The following is a 16,356-nucleotide window of genomic DNA, read 5'->3' as shown; positions in this document are numbered from 1 at the left end:
GCCCTACTCCTCACGCCTTGACGCCGCACCGAAGATATCCGCCTGCAGCTCGATAATGCGCTCATGCTGAATGCTATCCTCCACCCCTTCGCGCTGCTCGGCCAGCTGGCGACTGCGCTCCGAGGCCGCCAGGGCGGCATAGATGGCGGCGGACTCGGCCGCGATCTGCGCCGCCTCCTTGTCAGTGACGCCGTCGGCCGCCTTGCTCAGATTTTCATGACTGGCCTGCTCCAGCTGTAACAGGAAGCGCTCCTGTTCAATGAGCCGCTGCTGCGCTTCAATGCGCTCGCGCTCCGCTTCATCGAGCGGTTGTTCCAGGCGCCGGTCCAATTCCCGGCTCAGGGTGAGCAGTTTTTCTTCCAGGGTCATGCCGGAGAGCGCATCCAGCTCGGTGACGTTTCCCAGATCGCGGCGAAAGACATCATCCAGGTTATGCAAGAAGGTATTCTCCACCGCGTCCTTTTCTTCTTTGACGGTCTTGATGGCGTCGTTGACCTTGGACAGGGTCTCGTTCTGTGCCTTGGCCTCCTGCACCATATCCACCATCTTGGTGTACATCGCTTCCAGCTGGGTAACCATCTTGGCCAGGGAGACATTCTCCTCGCCAAAGATGCTGGCCTTGGCTGGGCTTGCCACCAATAATAGGGCCAGTGTCAGTACGCCACTTCGCCTAAGCCGCATCACGCCGCTCCTTGATCTGCTTCAATGTCTGGATCTCCTCACCCAGCAGCTGCAAGCGCATCAGTGGGTCCTCGGTGTGTGCACCAATGGCAGTCTTCAGGTCGAGAATGGCCGGATCGGTGTTGGCCAGGGCCAGTACCCGCGCGGGAAAGCTGAGATGGAGATTGAAATAGCGATCGCCGACAGCCCGCAGGGCCGGGCGCCAATCGAACTCCATGGGGAAGGGATAGGCACGCCATGTCTCCAGGGCGCCGGCGGGCATATTGAGGCGCTGGGCGATCTCGTCATGCTCGTCCTCGCGGTAGAGCAGTGAATACAGGGACATGGAGTTGAGCACCTCGGATTCGATGGTATCGATCTCGTGGATCCCCTGGGTCACCAGGTCGATGGCCCCGGCATCCTTGCGCCCCATGCGCGCCAGCTCGGAGATCAGCCGCCCCACCACCTCAGGCGCCACGCGCACGAACTTGTGCATTTCGTCCAGCAGGACCCGTGCCGGTCGCCGCCGGGCGAAGGCCAGATGAGAGTAGCGCAACGACAAAAAGACCAAGTAAAACTGCAGCAGCTTGGGCGAGGCCTTATCCACGTCCTTCAGGTCGACACCGGTGATGCCCTCGCTGAGGCTGAGATTGTCCTGCCGGGTGAAAAGCCGTCCCTCCGTGGTATGGAGAAAGCTCTCTAAATTGCTGGCCATGACCTGGGCCGCCTTAAGCTGCGGTTCGCTGCCGAAGTTGCCAGTGTCTTGCAGCTCGAGAAGAAGCTTGTCCAGGGTCGGCGCCGCCTGCTTTGCCGGGACCGCATAGAGCAGCTGCAGGGCGGTTTGCGCCGCCGCCTCCTGATGGACATCCAGGGAGGTCTTGCCGTCGGCCAGGATGAAGGCCAGGGCCTGCACCGTGCCGCCGGCCACGATGGCGTCCAGGGGCAAGCTGCCTGCGTCGGTGGTGGCCATGGTGTAAGGCGGCAAGGGATTGATCACGGTTTCATTGGGATCGACCTTGGAATAACTGCCGCCAAAGCCCTCAACCACCCAGCGATAGCTCTCGCCGATCTCCGCGATATACCAATCCACGCCAAACGGATAGGTCTCCAGAATGGTCGCCACCTTATCCACGCCCTTGCCCATGCCGGTCTTGGCGCTGGTGACGCCATGGGAGAGCTTCAGGGACGTGTAATTGAATCCGACCAGCTGGCCCGCCGCGCCGATGCGCAGCGATTCGGGATGGCGCTCGCCCGAGTTGTAGACTTGCACCGGTAACATGTCGGCCACCTGCATCTGGTCATCGGGGCGCAACATGGGCGAACGATAACCTTGCCCCGGTTGGCCGACCCGGAAATAGGGCAGCTGGATATAATCGGCGCTGCGCACCTGGCCGCCGTGGGTCTCGACCCAGTCGGCGATACTGTTGGCTGCGCTGCTAACCTGCATCTCTGTGCCGTGCAGATGGATGATATAGGCGTTTTTATAGATACCCAGGTTGTTGTCGGCCACGAACTGGCGAAAAGCGGACAGGTCACTGAGCCCCTTGGCGGAATAGTCGCGACCGCGGCGCGACATAAGGCCTTCGGCCAGATCCGATTCGCCTTCGCTCTTGCGCATGGCCGCCTTGGTGTCGACGGCCTCGACGATGTGGCTCACGTGCAGGGGGCAGGGCAAGGCCGCCATGCCGGCGAACCAGGCCGGCGCCGCATCCGGGTACATGTATAGAAATAGCACCTTGGTGTGTTGGTCCTGGCATTGCAGCATCGCCCCTTCGATAGCGGGCTTCTCTCTCACCCATTGCTCGCGCAGCGAGTAGCGCTGGTCCACCCTTGGCCTGCGATCGGTGATATAAGCGGGGCGGTATAAACTCTGCTGTACGCGGGCCGCGTACTCCTCAAGCGTGGCCAGGCGTCCAGCGGGAAGGAAGCGCAGCAGGCCTTGGACATAGGCCTCCAGGGCCAAGGCATCGCGGGATTGCCTGACCAGCGCCTTGCGCGCAAACAAGGGGCGGTGGGCGGGGCGCTTGGTCACCACCAGGGCCACCCGGTTGGCCATGGCCATATTCGCTAGATGTTCGGCCATGTCCTGGCGCAAGGGCGCGGCGAAGGCCTGCCCGCGCTCCATCGCCCCGCCCCGCTCTATGTATTCGCGCGCCAGGCTGGCGTCATATTCGCGCCAGAGGTGGAATTCCGCTACATAGCCGCGCTCGAAGCGGTTCAGCAACTGATACAGGTTGAAGAACTGCTGCTGGCGCTGGGTGTCGGTGAGTAGTTCACTGTCCAGTCCGTCCCAGACCACCATCACCGACACCGCCCCATCGCTATGGGCAATGACCGAAGCGGTCAAGGGATGGCTCCAGGTGTAATGACGGTGATAGCTCACTGGTGCTGACGCCCGGCCTCGTAGGTGATGGCATGGCGTTCTCGTTTGGCCAGCCAACGCACTCGCAGGAAGGCCAGCTCTTCACCCAGGGCGAATAGCACAATCATCGCGCCAAACGCCAACAGCGCCACCAGGCCCAGCAGGATCTTCACCGGCAGCAGCGGAAAGGTCAGCGCCAGGAATCCGCTGGCCAAGGCCACCAGGCCGCTGATGACACCCTGCAGCGGCAGGCCGAACAGCTCCTTGGGACGCAGGCGGGCGTTGAAGGCAGGCATGATCAGGCGGCGAGCCCCGCGATGCCATAGACCAGCCCGGCGATCACCAGTGCCACAAAACCGCCGGAGAGAAATTGCCAGCCGCGATCACGATTCCCCATGGAAAAGAAACCGGCACCCGCCAGCATGCCGATGATGGCCAGGATGCCCACACCGAGGGAGAGAAAGTCAGTGACCTTCTTGCCGACCGATTGGGCTTGGCTATCCGCAGAACCGCTGCTGGCGTAGCTGGGCAGCTTCACCTCAGCAATGGCGGCATCGGGCAGGGCAAGCCACACGACGCCGACTACCACCAACACGGAAAATAGATGTTTCATCTTTGCAACTCCTTATTTTTGTCTAACTTGTTGTGTCTTCAATGAATGATCGGTGGTGGACACCCATGCGCTGATGGAGATCGAGGCTTGTCCGATGAGAAACGTCAGGGGCAACAACAGCACAGTGAGGTCGACCGAGATGATCAGGTGCAGTATCAGCTCTTGGGCGTAACTGGCCTGCTCGAACCACTGAGCCAGCTGCATAGCCCAGTTATGGGGCAACACTGGCAAGGCCGCGTGATTGACAAACCATTGGCGAATAATGCCGCCGTGCACCATCTCACCCCTGAATTGAAACGACGGGAAACAGCCCACGAGAAAGAGTGGTATCAATGGGGCCGGGCAAATCACCCAGACGCGGATCCAGGTCAGCATCACACCACCTCCCGGTATTGCTCGGGATCGGCCAGGTGCTCGGCCTCGGCCTGGATCGCGTCCATAGTGGCCGGGTCCATGTATTTGCCCCAGAGATCCAGGCCGCGTCCCGCCACTTTGTCTTGAACTGGATCGGGCATGGCCACGTTCTGCCATTCGCTAAAGTCCGCCAACGGCAGGCGGGTCTTGAAGATCGGATTGAGTGTGTCGCCGGCGACATCCATCAGGGTCGAGATATAGGCCTCACCCGGACGCAGCTGTTTGAAATCCTGGGAGCTGGTGCGAAATACCATGCGGTTCATCAGACTGACGCCATCACGGCCATCGAGATCTGAGCTGCCCAGTTCGGTACGCTCGTATTCGCCCATAAGACGCACGGCGTAATGGGAAGTGCTATCGCCCATGACGCGCAGCACGATCTTGTTGGCGATGGTGTCATCGAGCTCGTCCTTGAAGGCGGGCGAGACCGACTCCAGCTGGGCAAGACTCTGGAACGAGAAAAATAGCGGCATGGCGGCGCTGCGGCAACGTGCCGAGAACGGGCCGAAGTTGGCATGAAAGAAGTCACCCCAATCATCCATGAATAGCGGAAACGGCTCGGACCCATCGGCGCCTGCCAGTTGGCGCCGCCGGGCTTCCACATTGAACATCTCCACCAAGGCCACCGCGACTGTCTTGGAAAACTTGGTCAATGGCAGGTGGAAATAGACACCTCTCCCCTGCTCCACAATTTCGGCCACCTTGATGTCCGGGGCATAGTCGTTGAGCCGATCGGTGTGCGGGCCGTAGACAAACGGAAACAAGCGGTTCAATAGGCCCTGCAGCACAGCGCGGCGATTCTCATGCTCGTCGCTCTTGATCCAGTTTTCGTACATCGACAGCGCCACCGGGTCGACACCGGCGCCCTTGGCCAGGCGCAGCAGCTCGATCTCGGCATCCTCCACCGCCACGGCGGTATACAGGTCCCTTAGATTGACCGGCATGCCCAGGCCCTTGAGGATCGGCACCACGAGTAGCAACTTGGCCAGCTGCTCATCACTATAGAACGACGTCGACTGGGTGTGGCCAATCAGACTGTGGGTCAGACGGTCCACGACATCATTGGCTTCGCCGTCCAGAAGATTGACGCTATGGGTGCCGGGGAGCTCGGAGGAGAAGAAATAATCCGGCGCGCCGCTGCTGGCGACCTTCTTCTTATATATATCGATATCGCCCTTGCCCTCGAACACGGCGTAGCCGGAACCCGGCCAAAACGATTCCATTTTGTCCAGGATGCCGAGCAGCATGGACTCTGTCTTGCCCGCCTTGGGCGAACCCAGGCACAGGGCGCCCAGGCCCATGTAGGCCACCGGCAGGACCGCGTCGTTCACTCGCCGGGGCGTATAAGGATTGCTCAGTTCAATGGCGTCGCCGATGCGCCATCCCGCCGTCGCCGACTGGAGCGGTCGGCTACGATACCAGCGGCGCAACAGAACGCTGCCCATGGCAGCGATAACAACACCCAGGGCGACACTCCACCAGGCGGAGAAGAACCACCCCATCAGGAACAGGTTGAACGCCACGCCGGCCAGAAGAATCAAACTCACCACGCGCATCAGCGTAATTCCCACAGTGGTGTCATCTCTTGCACGCCGACCTTTTCGGGCAGGCTGATATATTGCTCGATGGTATCGAGGGTCTTGAGACCAAATTGGTCGCGGATCTGCGCCCGCGGCGCACCCGCCCGCGTCATCTCACGAATGGCGGCGCATTTGCCCAGAAACTGGCGGTGGCGTGCTGCTTGATGAGTATCGTTAGATACGACGATGAGTTCGTCAGAGACGTCCTGCCAACTGCGCCCGGCAGTGTCTTGATAGTAACGGGGATTGGGACTGTGGCGACGCGTCCAGCAGTGGGCCAGACGGCGCGGCTGCATGAAGTAATCATCGATCACCACCAGGTAGACCTTGCCGTGTTCATCCGAGCCGCCGTGTTCGCTACGGGCCGGATTGAGGCCGCGTGCAAACGCGTATTTACGGCTGAAGAAGGTGAAACGGGGGTGACGCAGGCGAAGCGCGAGCTCGACTTCGTTGCGCATACAGCGATGTGCCATGACTGCCCAGGAGGTATAACTCTTGCCGGAAGGCAATGGCCGATCCACCACGCCACCTCCCTTGTGGGTCAGGGCGATGATGTTGGGGCGCACCGCGCGGTTGACCTGCACCAGGCCGAGCCGTTCCAGCTTGGGCAACATGCGCGAGACCGCGTATTGGGGAATACCCCAAGCGTCAAGCTGGCCGGGCGTGGCATACATGAGCCGCCCCAACACCTGCAGGGTGTCCAACTCCCGTTGCTTGAGCATGATGCTCTAGCTTGCAATCTTGCCGCGGTACGCCTGCAAGACGTCCTGTGCACGTGTCTCTAGCGTCGCCAATAGCTCTTTACGCACCGGCTTGCCTTTTTGCTTGCTGACCTTGATAGGGTTAAGCGCCATATCTTCGGCCAGCAGTCCCAATAAATCGGCCAAGGCCTCCGCCGCTGGCATGGATACAGAAAGTCTCGACGCCCTCGCTGAAGCAGCCCGCGACACCCGTGTTGGCACCGCACCGCTATTCAGGGCCCTGTCGCCGCCATGGGACTCATGCTCGGCCGATTGGCCATCGGCGGCTTGCCATGACGCCCGCGCCTTAAGCGCAGCCAGAGTTGTTAGCTCACCCTGCGCCACTTGATCACGAAGACCTTGAGGCATCTCATCAAGAGCCGACTGTACAAGCTTGTCCCTATGCTTTAAGGCCGGCCGCGGTTTGACCTCATCGATCTCGATCAAATACTGAAGCTCGGGAGACAGGCCGAGCAGGCCCAGGTGGCGGGTGACGTAACTACGGTCCTTGTTGATCTTATCCGCTAGTTGCGCATCCGTGTAGCCATGGACCTCTTTTTGGTTTACCAAGGCGCGGGCGATCTCCAGTGGTTTGAGATCCTCTCGTTGAATATTTTCCGCCAGCTGGCGATTGGTTTTTTGTTCGTCGTCTAGCGCTTTTAAGGTCGCGCGAATTTTGTGATGCGCGGATACATCCGGTTCGCGTCGTTGCAATATCCGCTTGGCCCGTAGACGTCGTTCACCGGCGACGAGCTCGTACCGGCCGTTCCCCGCTGGACGTACCAAGATCGGTGAGTCCTGGCCATGGGCGGCAATGTCATCCGCCAGCGCTTCCAAAGCGCGTGAATCGTATTCTTGTCGAACTTGGGCGTGAATATCGATTAAATCGATATCGATAACGACGGCATCCGGGTCATCATGACGAACTGAAGCCACATTAACTGGTTCAACTCGATGTGATTGTTCCGTGGAGTAATCTTGTTCGTGCTTTATTTGACCCCTGTCGTCCTGTTGTTGCTGGTTTATTCTTTCGCGTTTTGCCGCAATCAACTGCTCGAGACTCACCTACTCTTCCTTTCTTATTGCTTTTTGGTGGACCATCCGCTCGGCCCAATTTGGTATTTATTTTTTTAAAAACAGCGATGTGCCGACGGCACTAGATACGCACTGCGGTAACACTCGCTCCCAGCGGAACCCTGGCCATGGCGTTCCTCGGCTGGATCCATAATTGGCGCTGATGCTGCCAAGCAAGTTGTTTTTGCTGAATCTGTCGTTTGGTGTAGTGACCACTGTCTGCCTCGACCAGGATCGACTCTCCACTTGCCCCTTTGGCGATGGCATCCGGAGCAATGCTACCGAACAGCAACTTGTCATCGGCGGTAAAACAACTGGCTGTGCGAAATTCTTGCGGGCGCCCCAGCTCGAAATACGCGCGCCCTGCCAGTAATTCATGGAAATGGCTTCGGTTGCCCCCTACCCCAGGCACGTCTCCCCCCCAGGCCCTGGCGACCGCCTTATTGGCGAACTGCCAAGCGGTGATTTTTTCCATACCTTTGGGCGCACCGATGTCGACGCGCTCCAGAATTCCAGCGTCCACCAACTTATCCAATCGCCGCCGCGCCCCATGTTTTCGGTCCACGTAGTGCCACTGGTTCGCTGTTATTTCATCGATGATGAGCGTCTTGGATAGATCTTGAAGGAATGAGCGATCAGCTTTTGACAGACGAATTGTCGCCGCACTTTTCGCCTTTTCTAAAACTCGTGCCGTACGTGGATTCTTCACCATTACCCCCTTGCCCAAAAATACTACTATAGTGAATTTCGCAATACAACGATGAAAAGGCGAATGCAGAACTACCTATCGGTCTTCCACGCTTCGCCATTACAATTTTTGCAAGATTGGAAAGCGAGGTGATGCACTCACTAATATGTGTCTACTAGATAAATGGCTATTACCTCGCCAATGGACCTGAACAACATGCAATGACAATCCGGAATTCTGTTAGCCGATTTCAAAAAAAATTAACGGGCCACACTTCACCCGAATCATCGCCCGAACCATTGTCGACCCACCAGTCGACAATGATTGAATGAAACAGCTATACAATTAGTTCTATTGTTAAAATCCACTATTGTTTGACTGGCTCGAAAAGACCCGCTACGGACCCGTTACTAAACATGAAAGACAACGTATCGTCATTGTTATAGGTGTCCGATAATGCGCCTATTCCGGAATAGGTTCCGTTATAAGAAAGGCAATTGGTTACGGTAATGTCGACTCCGTATTCGTTTTTAGACGGGTCCAACAGAGAAAAATCACCCTGCGCTGCACAACCAGACGTCGAGGTCATGGCAAATGAACCATCCGCCTGAATAACCCATGTTGTGGTTCCAGTAGTGTTCGTAAATATGGAATCTACCCAAACACCCGTCAATTTATTAAGGCTCGCGCCCCGATTATAAAGGTTAGGGTCCGCCACAAGAGCGAAAGTCCCACCACCCAATGAGCTGTCATAGGTGCCGTTGATGTTATTCCCTGATATCGATGTCACTTTGCCCGTGGCCGGCACAACAGAACTGGAAAACATGGCGCCGTCAACATCAACCCCCGTGACATTCCCCATGAAGGCCTCCAAGGTCACAAGATCGACAATGGCAATACGATCATCTGTAGTAACCAGTGCCACGGCATCGTCCGGCGCGCCGCCTGTGGGTGTCACCGTGCCGGAATAGATACCAGGTGGAGTACTAATCGAACTCTTGAGATTTACGGTGTCAACATTCGACCCCTCATCGCCACCACCGCCTCCGCCGCATGCGGACACCAAGATCGCCGTCGTCAACAATGTCACTTTTTTCATTATTATTTTCCTTTAGTCGGTTGGTTTAGAGTCGCGTACGTAAATGTAGATGCGCCAATACTCTCGATTCGCCTCATAGACGGAAGTTGCCGCTATCCTGTGCCGAACCGCGTCTTGCCTGTAGGCGTAATTGCCTGTTCAGTTACACAGGTCGCACATGGCGACAGCGCTACAATAGTGACGTCGATTACAAACCAATCCTGGCGCTTAACAATATCGCGTCAGCATCATCACCTTGGGAGTATCCCACTCCGATCGCGAGTTTTTCAGTGGCAAAAAACCTTGCCTCTACGCCGAAGCCAGTTTCGGATTCGTCGAAAACATCTACGCGAGCAAGACTGATTTCCAGCTCAACGGCATCACTGGCCAGGTGTCTCAGACCCACACTGATTGTGTTTCCGACATCATCATCACTGGCTGAAGCGAATCCATTGCTGACTTCAATCTCTGCCCGAAGTACAGAAAAGGAGCCGTAGACATCAGTTTTGGGGGCCACAGCGGTATGCCCCAGCAAGCCAAATGTCAGGCTTGAGGTGTCCAGATCCACACCCATCAGCCGGTCATAACTCACCCCGGAATAACCAGCCCCAATCGCGAGATTGGGTGAAATGCTCCCCGATGCCACCACTCCAACACCATTGCCATCGAGATCACTCGTCCCACCGTAGTCTATTGAAGCGGACGCATAGATCACTTCGACGTAGTCATAATTCAGGTCTTGCGCCATCGCCGGTTGAAACATGCAAACGAGGGAGCTCCCCACAAGCGCTCGTGTCAACATACTGTTTTTCATTATTGTTCTCCTGCGGTTTAGTTATTAACTACTTAATCCTCAGGGGGCTGGGTGGGAATGCAATGCATGGTGCCTTGCAATCAACACGCGTTTTCTGTCATCTCCTTAAGATCCAGCCCAAGCATCAGAGCGCTACTTGGATAACAATTGAGATCAAAGACACAACAAGGCAACACACCGTGTTGTGCGATGGTCGGTCTGGCGAATAGATGAAGAAAATACTAGGTAGGAAAATATTGGACTGGCGATCACCAAATATAGGTGATAGCAAATTTTGAACGCGGAAATTGTAACCACATCGTGCCAATTCTTCTGCCCCCAGAATACAGGGGTAATTGTAACGAGGATAACTTCAGAGATCAACCGTTGACTGTTATGAGTCGCACAAACCGGCCTCGATCTTGTGACACCTGCCCCAGGCCGGGCCTCATATTTACAGATGGAGGGTTGGCGTTGAACGGAGGTACGCAGAGGTTTAGCCATACGTCCATGGCCACGAAACTACACTAATTTCTGCAGTAGCCCACTCAAGTGTAGGCGGGCATTACTTTAGTCGATGCGTTGTTTGATCTTAAACGGAATGACCTCAGCGGATTTGAACCGATCCGGGTGATTGTTCCGATCTATCGCCAGGACTTGATCCACCAACCCCTCGATTTCCTCTGGAGCGTAAAACGCCTTCCCCTTGATAGGGACCGGCCTGAGGATATCCATATCGTTTGCATAATCCCAATGGCGAATAACCAGATAATGCATGTTCTGCAACCCCTGGTTCTGAACCAATTGGTACCCCTGAGTGCCCGCAATATATAAAGAGGCCCCCAGCGCCAACATATCTTCGGCCTCGTCATCCAGTCCGATGTTGCCATTACAAATATCCGAATAGAGCGATCCAAACGCATCGCATATATCCTGGTAGGGAAATCCGCCGCTCTGGTTTCTTCGCTCCGCGATGTCAAAGACATTCTTGATCGCAACCACAACGTGCAATTGCCCGGTTGCCACATCACAGAGATAGAACACCGGACCTTCGCGGATATCGGTATGCCCGGCAATTGCACGTGCCTCAGCGCGCAGTGCCCAGCCACTGTCGGCAAAGGCCTTGCGATATTCGCGCAAACGCTTTTCGGCGACTAAATCAGCGATCGACATACAGCCCTACTCTGTGCTCTTTTGGAAATAAATACTCACCTTAGATCGGCATCACGGGCGCGCCCATTGCCAGGTGAGGTATTTGGAAGAATCTACCAGCCGGTATAATTGACCAGCAACGCTGCAACAATCTCGTTACTGTCCAGATCGAGTGTGCCGGCGATGTCGGCCATCCCTTCAATCCCCTGCGCCCGCATCAAACGGCCACCCCATTCGGCATTATAAAAGGAACACATGACGGCTAAGAGTGTCGCCTCTCCACTTGAGAGGACACCAATTGACTGTTCGATGAATGCCTCGTTTGGCACGACCTGCCATTTGGATGTCACCTCTTCCAGGGAAGCGGCGGGCTGAACCGACGCGTCGTAGATAGGTGCCCGAAACTCGAAATACTGGGGACCCACCTTTTTGACGCCTTTCAGCCAAGCCTCCAGGAAACGGTCGGGCGCCTCCCGACCGTGTTCAATGGCGCGAGCCATTTCCCGATCGCGCCGTTGTCGCAGTCTTGCTCGTGTGATCTCGTCCATTGCAATTCCCTATTCTTGGTTAGTATCTGTTTAAAGAGAAGCCCTTCCAGAGACTTCAATCAATGCGAAAGTTGTTTACCCCGCCGACATCAAGATCGCTTCGGAGCGGATCAGAGCCAACAGCCATAATAGGCCCGTCCAATATGGACAAAACATGTATATTCAGCGAGTCAACCATACTTCAATGGTGCGTTATAAATTTATGGTCAACTTGATTTAATTCCGTTTTAATCCATTTTATGTATTTAAAACAATAACGTGTACCTGACACCAGATATCCGTCGATGGCGCACATCAGTCCTTAGCGGCTAACCGTCCTGAGATATCCGGACGCAAGCGTACAATGTCTGCGTCCGGAACCCCTTGCTCCGCGAACACCGATTCCCACCGGGTCAAGGCTTCCCAAACGGCCTCAACGATCGCTTCAGCCTGGCGCTTGGAGAGCCCGAACTTCGCCGCCATTCCCACCAGCCCGGCCTTGTCCGGCGGGTAGAAGGAGGTATCAAACATCAGCACATGTTCCAGGTTGCGGTTGATATTCGGGACCAGATCGTACAGTGGCGCCAGGGCCCAACCGTCATCATCATGTTGCATCATAATATTTTTGAGATGATCGTCGGTATTGCCGAGGGCGGCGTTAAACACCATCCAACGGTAGACCGCCGCCAGATCCTGTTGCGGATGATCACTGTGGCAGCGCACAATATCGGCCACATCGTGATAGGCACAATTGTAGTAATTCTCGACCTGTAGCAGGGTGCGCATACTGACCAGGTGGCGCCGACCCCCCTCCCCTGTCTCATCAAAGCGCCGCACCAACAGCACCGCCCGGCCGGCCGCGTCCACCAATCTGAACTCGGGGACGACCAGGCCGGAACGTCGCGCCAACTCGAGACTGGCCGCCTCCAATCGCACCACATCAAAACGGTCGCGTGCCGAGGGAAACTTTGCGATCCATCCCCTCCCCTGTTCTTCTACCAGTACCTTCGGCCGGGCCCCGCCCGGCGAACTGCCGGCCTGAAACAGCAGCTGCAATTCATCGCCCTGCGCCAGCTCACCCTGCTCATAGCGCGCCGCTGCCTGCAGCAGGGCCGGCAGGTCCGGTAGACCTGCGGCATTTGATTCCGGTTGAGGACGGTCTTTATTGATGAACGCCAGCGCGCCGAGGGCGGAAATGCCAATACAAGACAACAGCTGCGGCGGCCGTTGTCGGCCTCGGGGTAAACGGTAGCGGCGCACCAACAATTGGCGGCCCCAGTCATCTGGCAGGGAGTCTTCGAACACTTGATGAACCCCACTACGGGGATTGTTGGCATTGAAAATCCGGTCCTGTAACGGCAGGGCCACTGGATCCAACGGAAAGGCCCGCGGTGAATCTAAATAATCCGTACAGTAACGGTATTCGCCTTGCAGGGCGCCGCCGTGTTCAGCGTCCGGATCCGCGGTGACAATCTCGCCGGCCTGGATCCGCTCGCCGTCGGGAAGGGTCAGCCAAACCTCAAGATGAATCATCGCCGCCGCGCCCGTTGTCGCCCCTGGGTGTAATCCGCGCTTTCAGAGGCATCGAGTTGATCGAACAGGCGTTTCTTTTCCGTGAAAACCTCGTTCAAGGCATCAAGGTCGCCATAGATGCGGATCATGCGCAGCCAATAGCCAACCGGGAGGGTCGGGTGGCCAGCCTCGAGCTTGCGATACGTGGCCAGCGACACCCCCAGACGCGCCGCGGCGTCGCTTTGGCGATCGTTGCGCATCAGGCGACGCGCCTTGAGCTGCTCGCCCCAGCGTTTCAGTACTGTAGCCTCGGTATCATTAATAGTAAACATATTAGCGATTATAGCCTAAATATACAGATAAGACATAGGATACTAATAATTAACAGCGTTTCTTTTGTCTACCCAGATAAACCGCCATCGTTAGCGAGTTTTGTCTTTTTCATTGCTAAATCAAGTATGTGCCGCACGCACACGGGCTCCGGGCGGGTTTTCCACAAGCCTCCACCGCCCCGCCCGCCGGGCGGCCCGTGCTTGGCCTCGCAATCATCGTTGTGATGCTCCGGCCGTCACGGGTTCCAGGCCGTGGATGTTGGGGAAAACATGGGTGCTATCCCCACCGTCATTCGCACCCTAAAACCAAATTCAAACAAGCATGCGATGGAAACGCTTCATCGCATTCCGCGGCCTGGGCAACGTTGTTTGCCCTGGCCCCGTTTCGGGCCGTGGCCACGAAACGCATATACATATAAAAACGCGCGGCGCAGCCGCGAAACATTAGGCTTTCTGAGCGCGGCGCGCCAGGAACGAGGGCCCAGGCTCGGCGTGCGTTAGCACCCTTACTGGAACGTAGTGGAAGTAAGGGCCGACCGGGGCGGCTGGATCTAGAGGCTGTTGGAGCGTTAGCGACGTACAGCGTCTTGATTCGGCCCCTCGTTCCTGGCGTTAATGCGCAGATCGATGGTGTAACTAGTTGTGACATTACCGGAGGTTATGTCGCCCGATATGCATATTCGGGCACAAATAGAGCGTCAGTAACAAAACGTTTTGGCAATGCCATCGTAGTGTTGAGAACACAAAAATAGCTTTGTGAGCGGCGCCACCAGGCGGTAAACGAATGCGGGGAAGGGTGCGAGCAGCACGGTAAGGAGATGGTCATTCGTGGCAAGGACCACGGTCCGTGATGAGGCGAATGAAGGTGATCCTTGCCCCAAACCGCTTCTATACATTGTAGACCGATTAAAGCCCGTAGAAGGGCCTGGAAAGGGACTGATGACGGGAGCGCGGGCGCTTTTAAAGGAACCTAGGATATCCAACAGGATGAGCGGGAGCGAATTCCTTAATAGGCTGCGAAGCAGGGCGGAAGGAGCGATAGCGACTGGAGGGTTAGGTGGTGGAATACCTTGAAACAGGAACTACATATTAATTATAAAAATACTAAAAAAGGACTACCTATTGGGAGCGAAAGGCTAAGCGTTTGATAGAACTGAGGTAACAGCGTTTAGAGAAGAAATTGAGTCGTATTAGTAACGGTGGCCAGTCGCTATAGTAACGGAGGTCGGTCGGTACATTACCTGCGTTGAATCGTGTTTACACCCCAGTCGATCGGGACAATAACGGTAGCCTGTGGATAAGTAGGGCTGATGATTCGGTCGCTATATTAACGGTAGTGCCCCCTCCCCTATCGGTCGGTTCGGTCTGTGTATTAACGGTGATTAAGGCTCAAGGTAACGCATTCGGTCCGTAGGTTAACGGTAGTACCTCATCGATTTACTGGCCTACGCTAAAAGACCGAATAAATCCAATAATTACAATTAAATCAATCATATAATATAGAATTGGCCATGGCCAATTTTACGTCATCCCTCTATCCTCCCCTTTCGCGGCATCTTGATTTATGAGTTCGCGCTTACCCAAAAATACAGGTTCGGTCTGTAGATTAACGGGTAATGCGCGTGAATCTCCTGTTGTAGGGTCAATATCGCCACGCGTCTTGGAGTGGCTAAATAGGACAGGAACCCAGTAAGAATGGGGGCTGGAAGGCGATAAGGATGGCTAAGCTGCAGAGGTGGGAAACCATTCGATCCGTTTATTAACGGATCGTGGCCTCTCCCCTCCTTTACCGGAGGATGGTCAGCTTGTGCGGTATACGTCGGCCTGTACCTGTGATCTCCCAACTCGTCAGCCAACCCAGTTCTTCGAGCTTGGTCAGCGTACCCCGAAGGTCGCTCATGAAATAGCGGTAAGAGCGCTGGAAGCCGATCGTGGCCATGAGCTTTTCGGTGAAGATGGTGTACTGCTTCGGCTGAGCGCTGAGAAAGCGATGGATCGCTTTTCCGGTATCCGACAGTTGCCGGCGAACGCTCCAATTAATATAGGTATATTCGCTCTCGAGCCACATGGCCATCAACGGTGAGAACTGGATCAGGAGGACGGCATTATCCTCGTAGACATCCCAGGCCACGTCGACGAGCTTGATTTGAGTACCGCGGTAACCCTGCTTGTCCTGGGTAATGCGATCGAATTCGATCACGGTTGCGCCGAGGCGCTTGATGCTGGCGAGTCGCAGCTGCAGATTGGTGCCCCCATCCGAGTCACCGCATTCGTGTTGGATATCGCTCAACGTACAGGCCAAGACATGAACCGAAACGTCTTTCTTATCCTCCCCAGACCTGGGTTGAATCGCAGACAATGGAATCGGCATATTGGCCGGCGCCCCTTCCAGACGACTCTTCCTTAATCTGGCTATGGCCATGAGGGTGTCTTCGTCGTAGACCGTGAGTGGCGGGCCGTGCTTACGTCCCCTTCCCCACGACGTCGCAAATGGCAATGCATTGTCGTGGTCCAGCTTCAGACTCCGGCCCCGTTTCATGGGCAGAAAGATCGGAATGCGTGTGAGGAAGGTCGGAAACTCTGACCCGGGGTTCAGCGGATATGAGGAAAAGCGACCATCGACCTCTTTGGCAAACAGATCGAGGTTGAATTGTTCTAGGGTAACCCGGCTGCGACGGCTGGAGCGCCGTTTGGGTTTGGGGGCTGATGTAGAAAGCGCGTCGCTCGCGTTCTGCTTGGCTTTGGAGGTAGACTGGCCTTGGAGCCGTTCGAGCTTATCGAACATCGACTCTATTTTACCATCACCCCTTTTGACTGCCGCCACGCGACTC

Annotated in this window: 16 protein-coding genes; all 16 read right to left on the bottom strand. The window is 56.1% G+C overall.

Translation table 11 applies throughout. The annotated features are described in order from the left end of the window. Positions 1–3: 3 nt before the first annotated feature. Positions 4–681: a hypothetical protein gene (locus tag Tel_17050; protein ID ALP54963.1), complete on the bottom strand. Its 678-nt coding sequence runs from the start codon at positions 679–681 to the stop codon at positions 4–6. Next, positions 671–3,043, bottom strand: coding sequence for a hypothetical protein (locus Tel_17045; protein ID ALP54962.1), 2,373 nt, complete (start codon positions 3,041–3,043; stop codon positions 671–673). Before Tel_17045 ends, Tel_17050 begins: the two co-directional genes overlap by 11 nt. After that, positions 3,040–3,318 (bottom strand): hypothetical protein, encoded by a 279-nt coding sequence (locus Tel_17040; GenBank protein ALP54961.1) that lies wholly within the window; start codon positions 3,316–3,318, stop codon positions 3,040–3,042. The genes Tel_17045 and Tel_17040 overlap by 4 nt, the downstream gene beginning before the upstream one ends. Positions 3,319–3,320: 2 nt before the next feature. Then, positions 3,321–3,635, bottom strand: coding sequence for a hypothetical protein (locus Tel_17035; protein ALP54960.1), 315 nt, complete (start codon positions 3,633–3,635; stop codon positions 3,321–3,323). 12 nt (positions 3,636–3,647) lie between these two features. After that, positions 3,648–3,914 carry a hypothetical protein gene (locus Tel_17030; protein ALP54959.1) on the bottom strand — a complete coding sequence of 89 codons (267 nt, stop codon included), beginning with the start codon at positions 3,912–3,914 and terminating at the stop codon, positions 3,648–3,650. A gap of 95 nt (positions 3,915–4,009) precedes the next feature. Then, entirely contained in the window at positions 4,010–5,605 is a 1,596-nt protein-coding gene (locus Tel_17025) for a hypothetical protein (GenBank protein ID ALP54958.1), read from the bottom strand. Next, a complete protein-coding gene (locus Tel_17020; GenBank protein ID ALP54957.1) occupies positions 5,605–6,351 on the bottom strand; it encodes a hypothetical protein in 747 nt (248 codons plus the stop codon). Before Tel_17020 ends, Tel_17025 begins: the two co-directional genes overlap by 1 nt. A 6-nt stretch (positions 6,352–6,357) precedes the next feature. Further along, complete coding sequence (locus Tel_17015) at positions 6,358–7,434, bottom strand: hypothetical protein (GenBank protein ID ALP54956.1); 1,077 nt, start codon at positions 7,432–7,434, stop codon at positions 6,358–6,360. 91 nt (positions 7,435–7,525) lie between these two features. Next, on the bottom strand, positions 7,526–8,155 hold the full coding sequence (locus Tel_17010; GenBank protein ID ALP54955.1) for a hypothetical protein: 630 nt from the start codon (positions 8,153–8,155) through the stop codon (positions 7,526–7,528). Positions 8,156–8,498: 343 nt separating this feature from the next. After that, complete coding sequence (locus Tel_17005; protein ALP54954.1) at positions 8,499–9,230, bottom strand: hypothetical protein; 732 nt, start codon at positions 9,228–9,230, stop codon at positions 8,499–8,501. Between the two features lie 187 nt (positions 9,231–9,417). After that, positions 9,418–10,023, bottom strand: a complete 606-nt coding sequence (locus Tel_17000) for a hypothetical protein (GenBank protein ID ALP54953.1) — start codon at positions 10,021–10,023, stop codon at positions 9,418–9,420. Between the two features lie 549 nt (positions 10,024–10,572). Beyond that, positions 10,573–11,175 carry a hypothetical protein gene (locus Tel_16995; protein ID ALP54952.1) on the bottom strand — a complete coding sequence of 201 codons (603 nt, stop codon included), beginning with the start codon at positions 11,173–11,175 and terminating at the stop codon, positions 10,573–10,575. 92 nt (positions 11,176–11,267) lie between these two features. Then, on the bottom strand, positions 11,268–11,654 hold the full coding sequence (locus Tel_16990) for a hypothetical protein (protein ALP54951.1): 387 nt from the start codon (positions 11,652–11,654) through the stop codon (positions 11,268–11,270). Positions 11,655–11,996: 342 nt separating this feature from the next. After that, the gene (locus Tel_16985; protein ALP54950.1) at positions 11,997–13,214 is read right to left on the bottom strand and encodes a hypothetical protein; all 1,218 of its coding nucleotides are present in this window, start codon (positions 13,212–13,214) and stop codon (positions 11,997–11,999) included. Beyond that, positions 13,211–13,525, bottom strand: a complete 315-nt coding sequence (locus tag Tel_16980; protein ID ALP54949.1) for a hypothetical protein — start codon at positions 13,523–13,525, stop codon at positions 13,211–13,213. Before Tel_16980 ends, Tel_16985 begins: the two co-directional genes overlap by 4 nt. A gap of 1,786 nt (positions 13,526–15,311) precedes the next feature. Continuing rightward, positions 15,312–16,349 carry a hypothetical protein gene (locus tag Tel_16975; GenBank protein ALP54948.1) on the bottom strand — a complete coding sequence of 346 codons (1,038 nt, stop codon included), beginning with the start codon at positions 16,347–16,349 and terminating at the stop codon, positions 15,312–15,314. Positions 16,350–16,356 lie beyond the last annotated feature (7 nt).

This window comes from Candidatus Tenderia electrophaga (assembly GCA_001447805.1).
GTDB classification, from domain to species: Bacteria; Pseudomonadota; Gammaproteobacteria; order Tenderiales; family Tenderiaceae; genus Tenderia; species Tenderia electrophaga.
The sequence above is the reverse complement of the archived record's forward strand: the minus strand, read 5'-3'. Positions and strand labels throughout refer to the sequence as shown.

Coding starts and splice junctions, on each gene's coding strand:
- Tel_17050 (ALP54963.1), bottom strand. CDS start 681: ATGCGGCTTAGGCGAAGTGGCGTACTGACACTGGCCCTATTATTGGTG.
- Tel_17040 (ALP54961.1), bottom strand. CDS start 3,318: ATGCCTGCCTTCAACGCCCGCCTGCGTCCCAAGGAGCTGTTCGGCCTG.
- Tel_17035 (ALP54960.1), bottom strand. CDS start 3,635: ATGAAACATCTATTTTCCGTGTTGGTGGTAGTCGGCGTCGTGTGGCTT.
- Tel_17030 (ALP54959.1), bottom strand. CDS start 3,914: ATGGTGCACGGCGGCATTATTCGCCAATGGTTTGTCAATCACGCGGCC.
- Tel_17025 (ALP54958.1), bottom strand. CDS start 5,605: ATGCGCGTGGTGAGTTTGATTCTTCTGGCCGGCGTGGCGTTCAACCTG.
- Tel_17020 (ALP54957.1), bottom strand. CDS start 6,351: ATGCTCAAGCAACGGGAGTTGGACACCCTGCAGGTGTTGGGGCGGCTC.
- Tel_17010 (ALP54955.1), bottom strand. CDS start 8,155: ATGGTGAAGAATCCACGTACGGCACGAGTTTTAGAAAAGGCGAAAAGT.
- Tel_17005 (ALP54954.1), bottom strand. CDS start 9,230: ATGAAAAAAGTGACATTGTTGACGACGGCGATCTTGGTGTCCGCATGC.
- Tel_17000 (ALP54953.1), bottom strand. CDS start 10,023: ATGAAAAACAGTATGTTGACACGAGCGCTTGTGGGGAGCTCCCTCGTT.
- Tel_16995 (ALP54952.1), bottom strand. CDS start 11,175: ATGTCGATCGCTGATTTAGTCGCCGAAAAGCGTTTGCGCGAATATCGC.
- Tel_16990 (ALP54951.1), bottom strand. CDS start 11,654: ATGGCTCGCGCCATTGAACACGGTCGGGAGGCGCCCGACCGTTTCCTG.
- Tel_16985 (ALP54950.1), bottom strand. CDS start 13,214: ATGATTCATCTTGAGGTTTGGCTGACCCTTCCCGACGGCGAGCGGATC.
- Tel_16980 (ALP54949.1), bottom strand. CDS start 13,525: ATGTTTACTATTAATGATACCGAGGCTACAGTACTGAAACGCTGGGGC.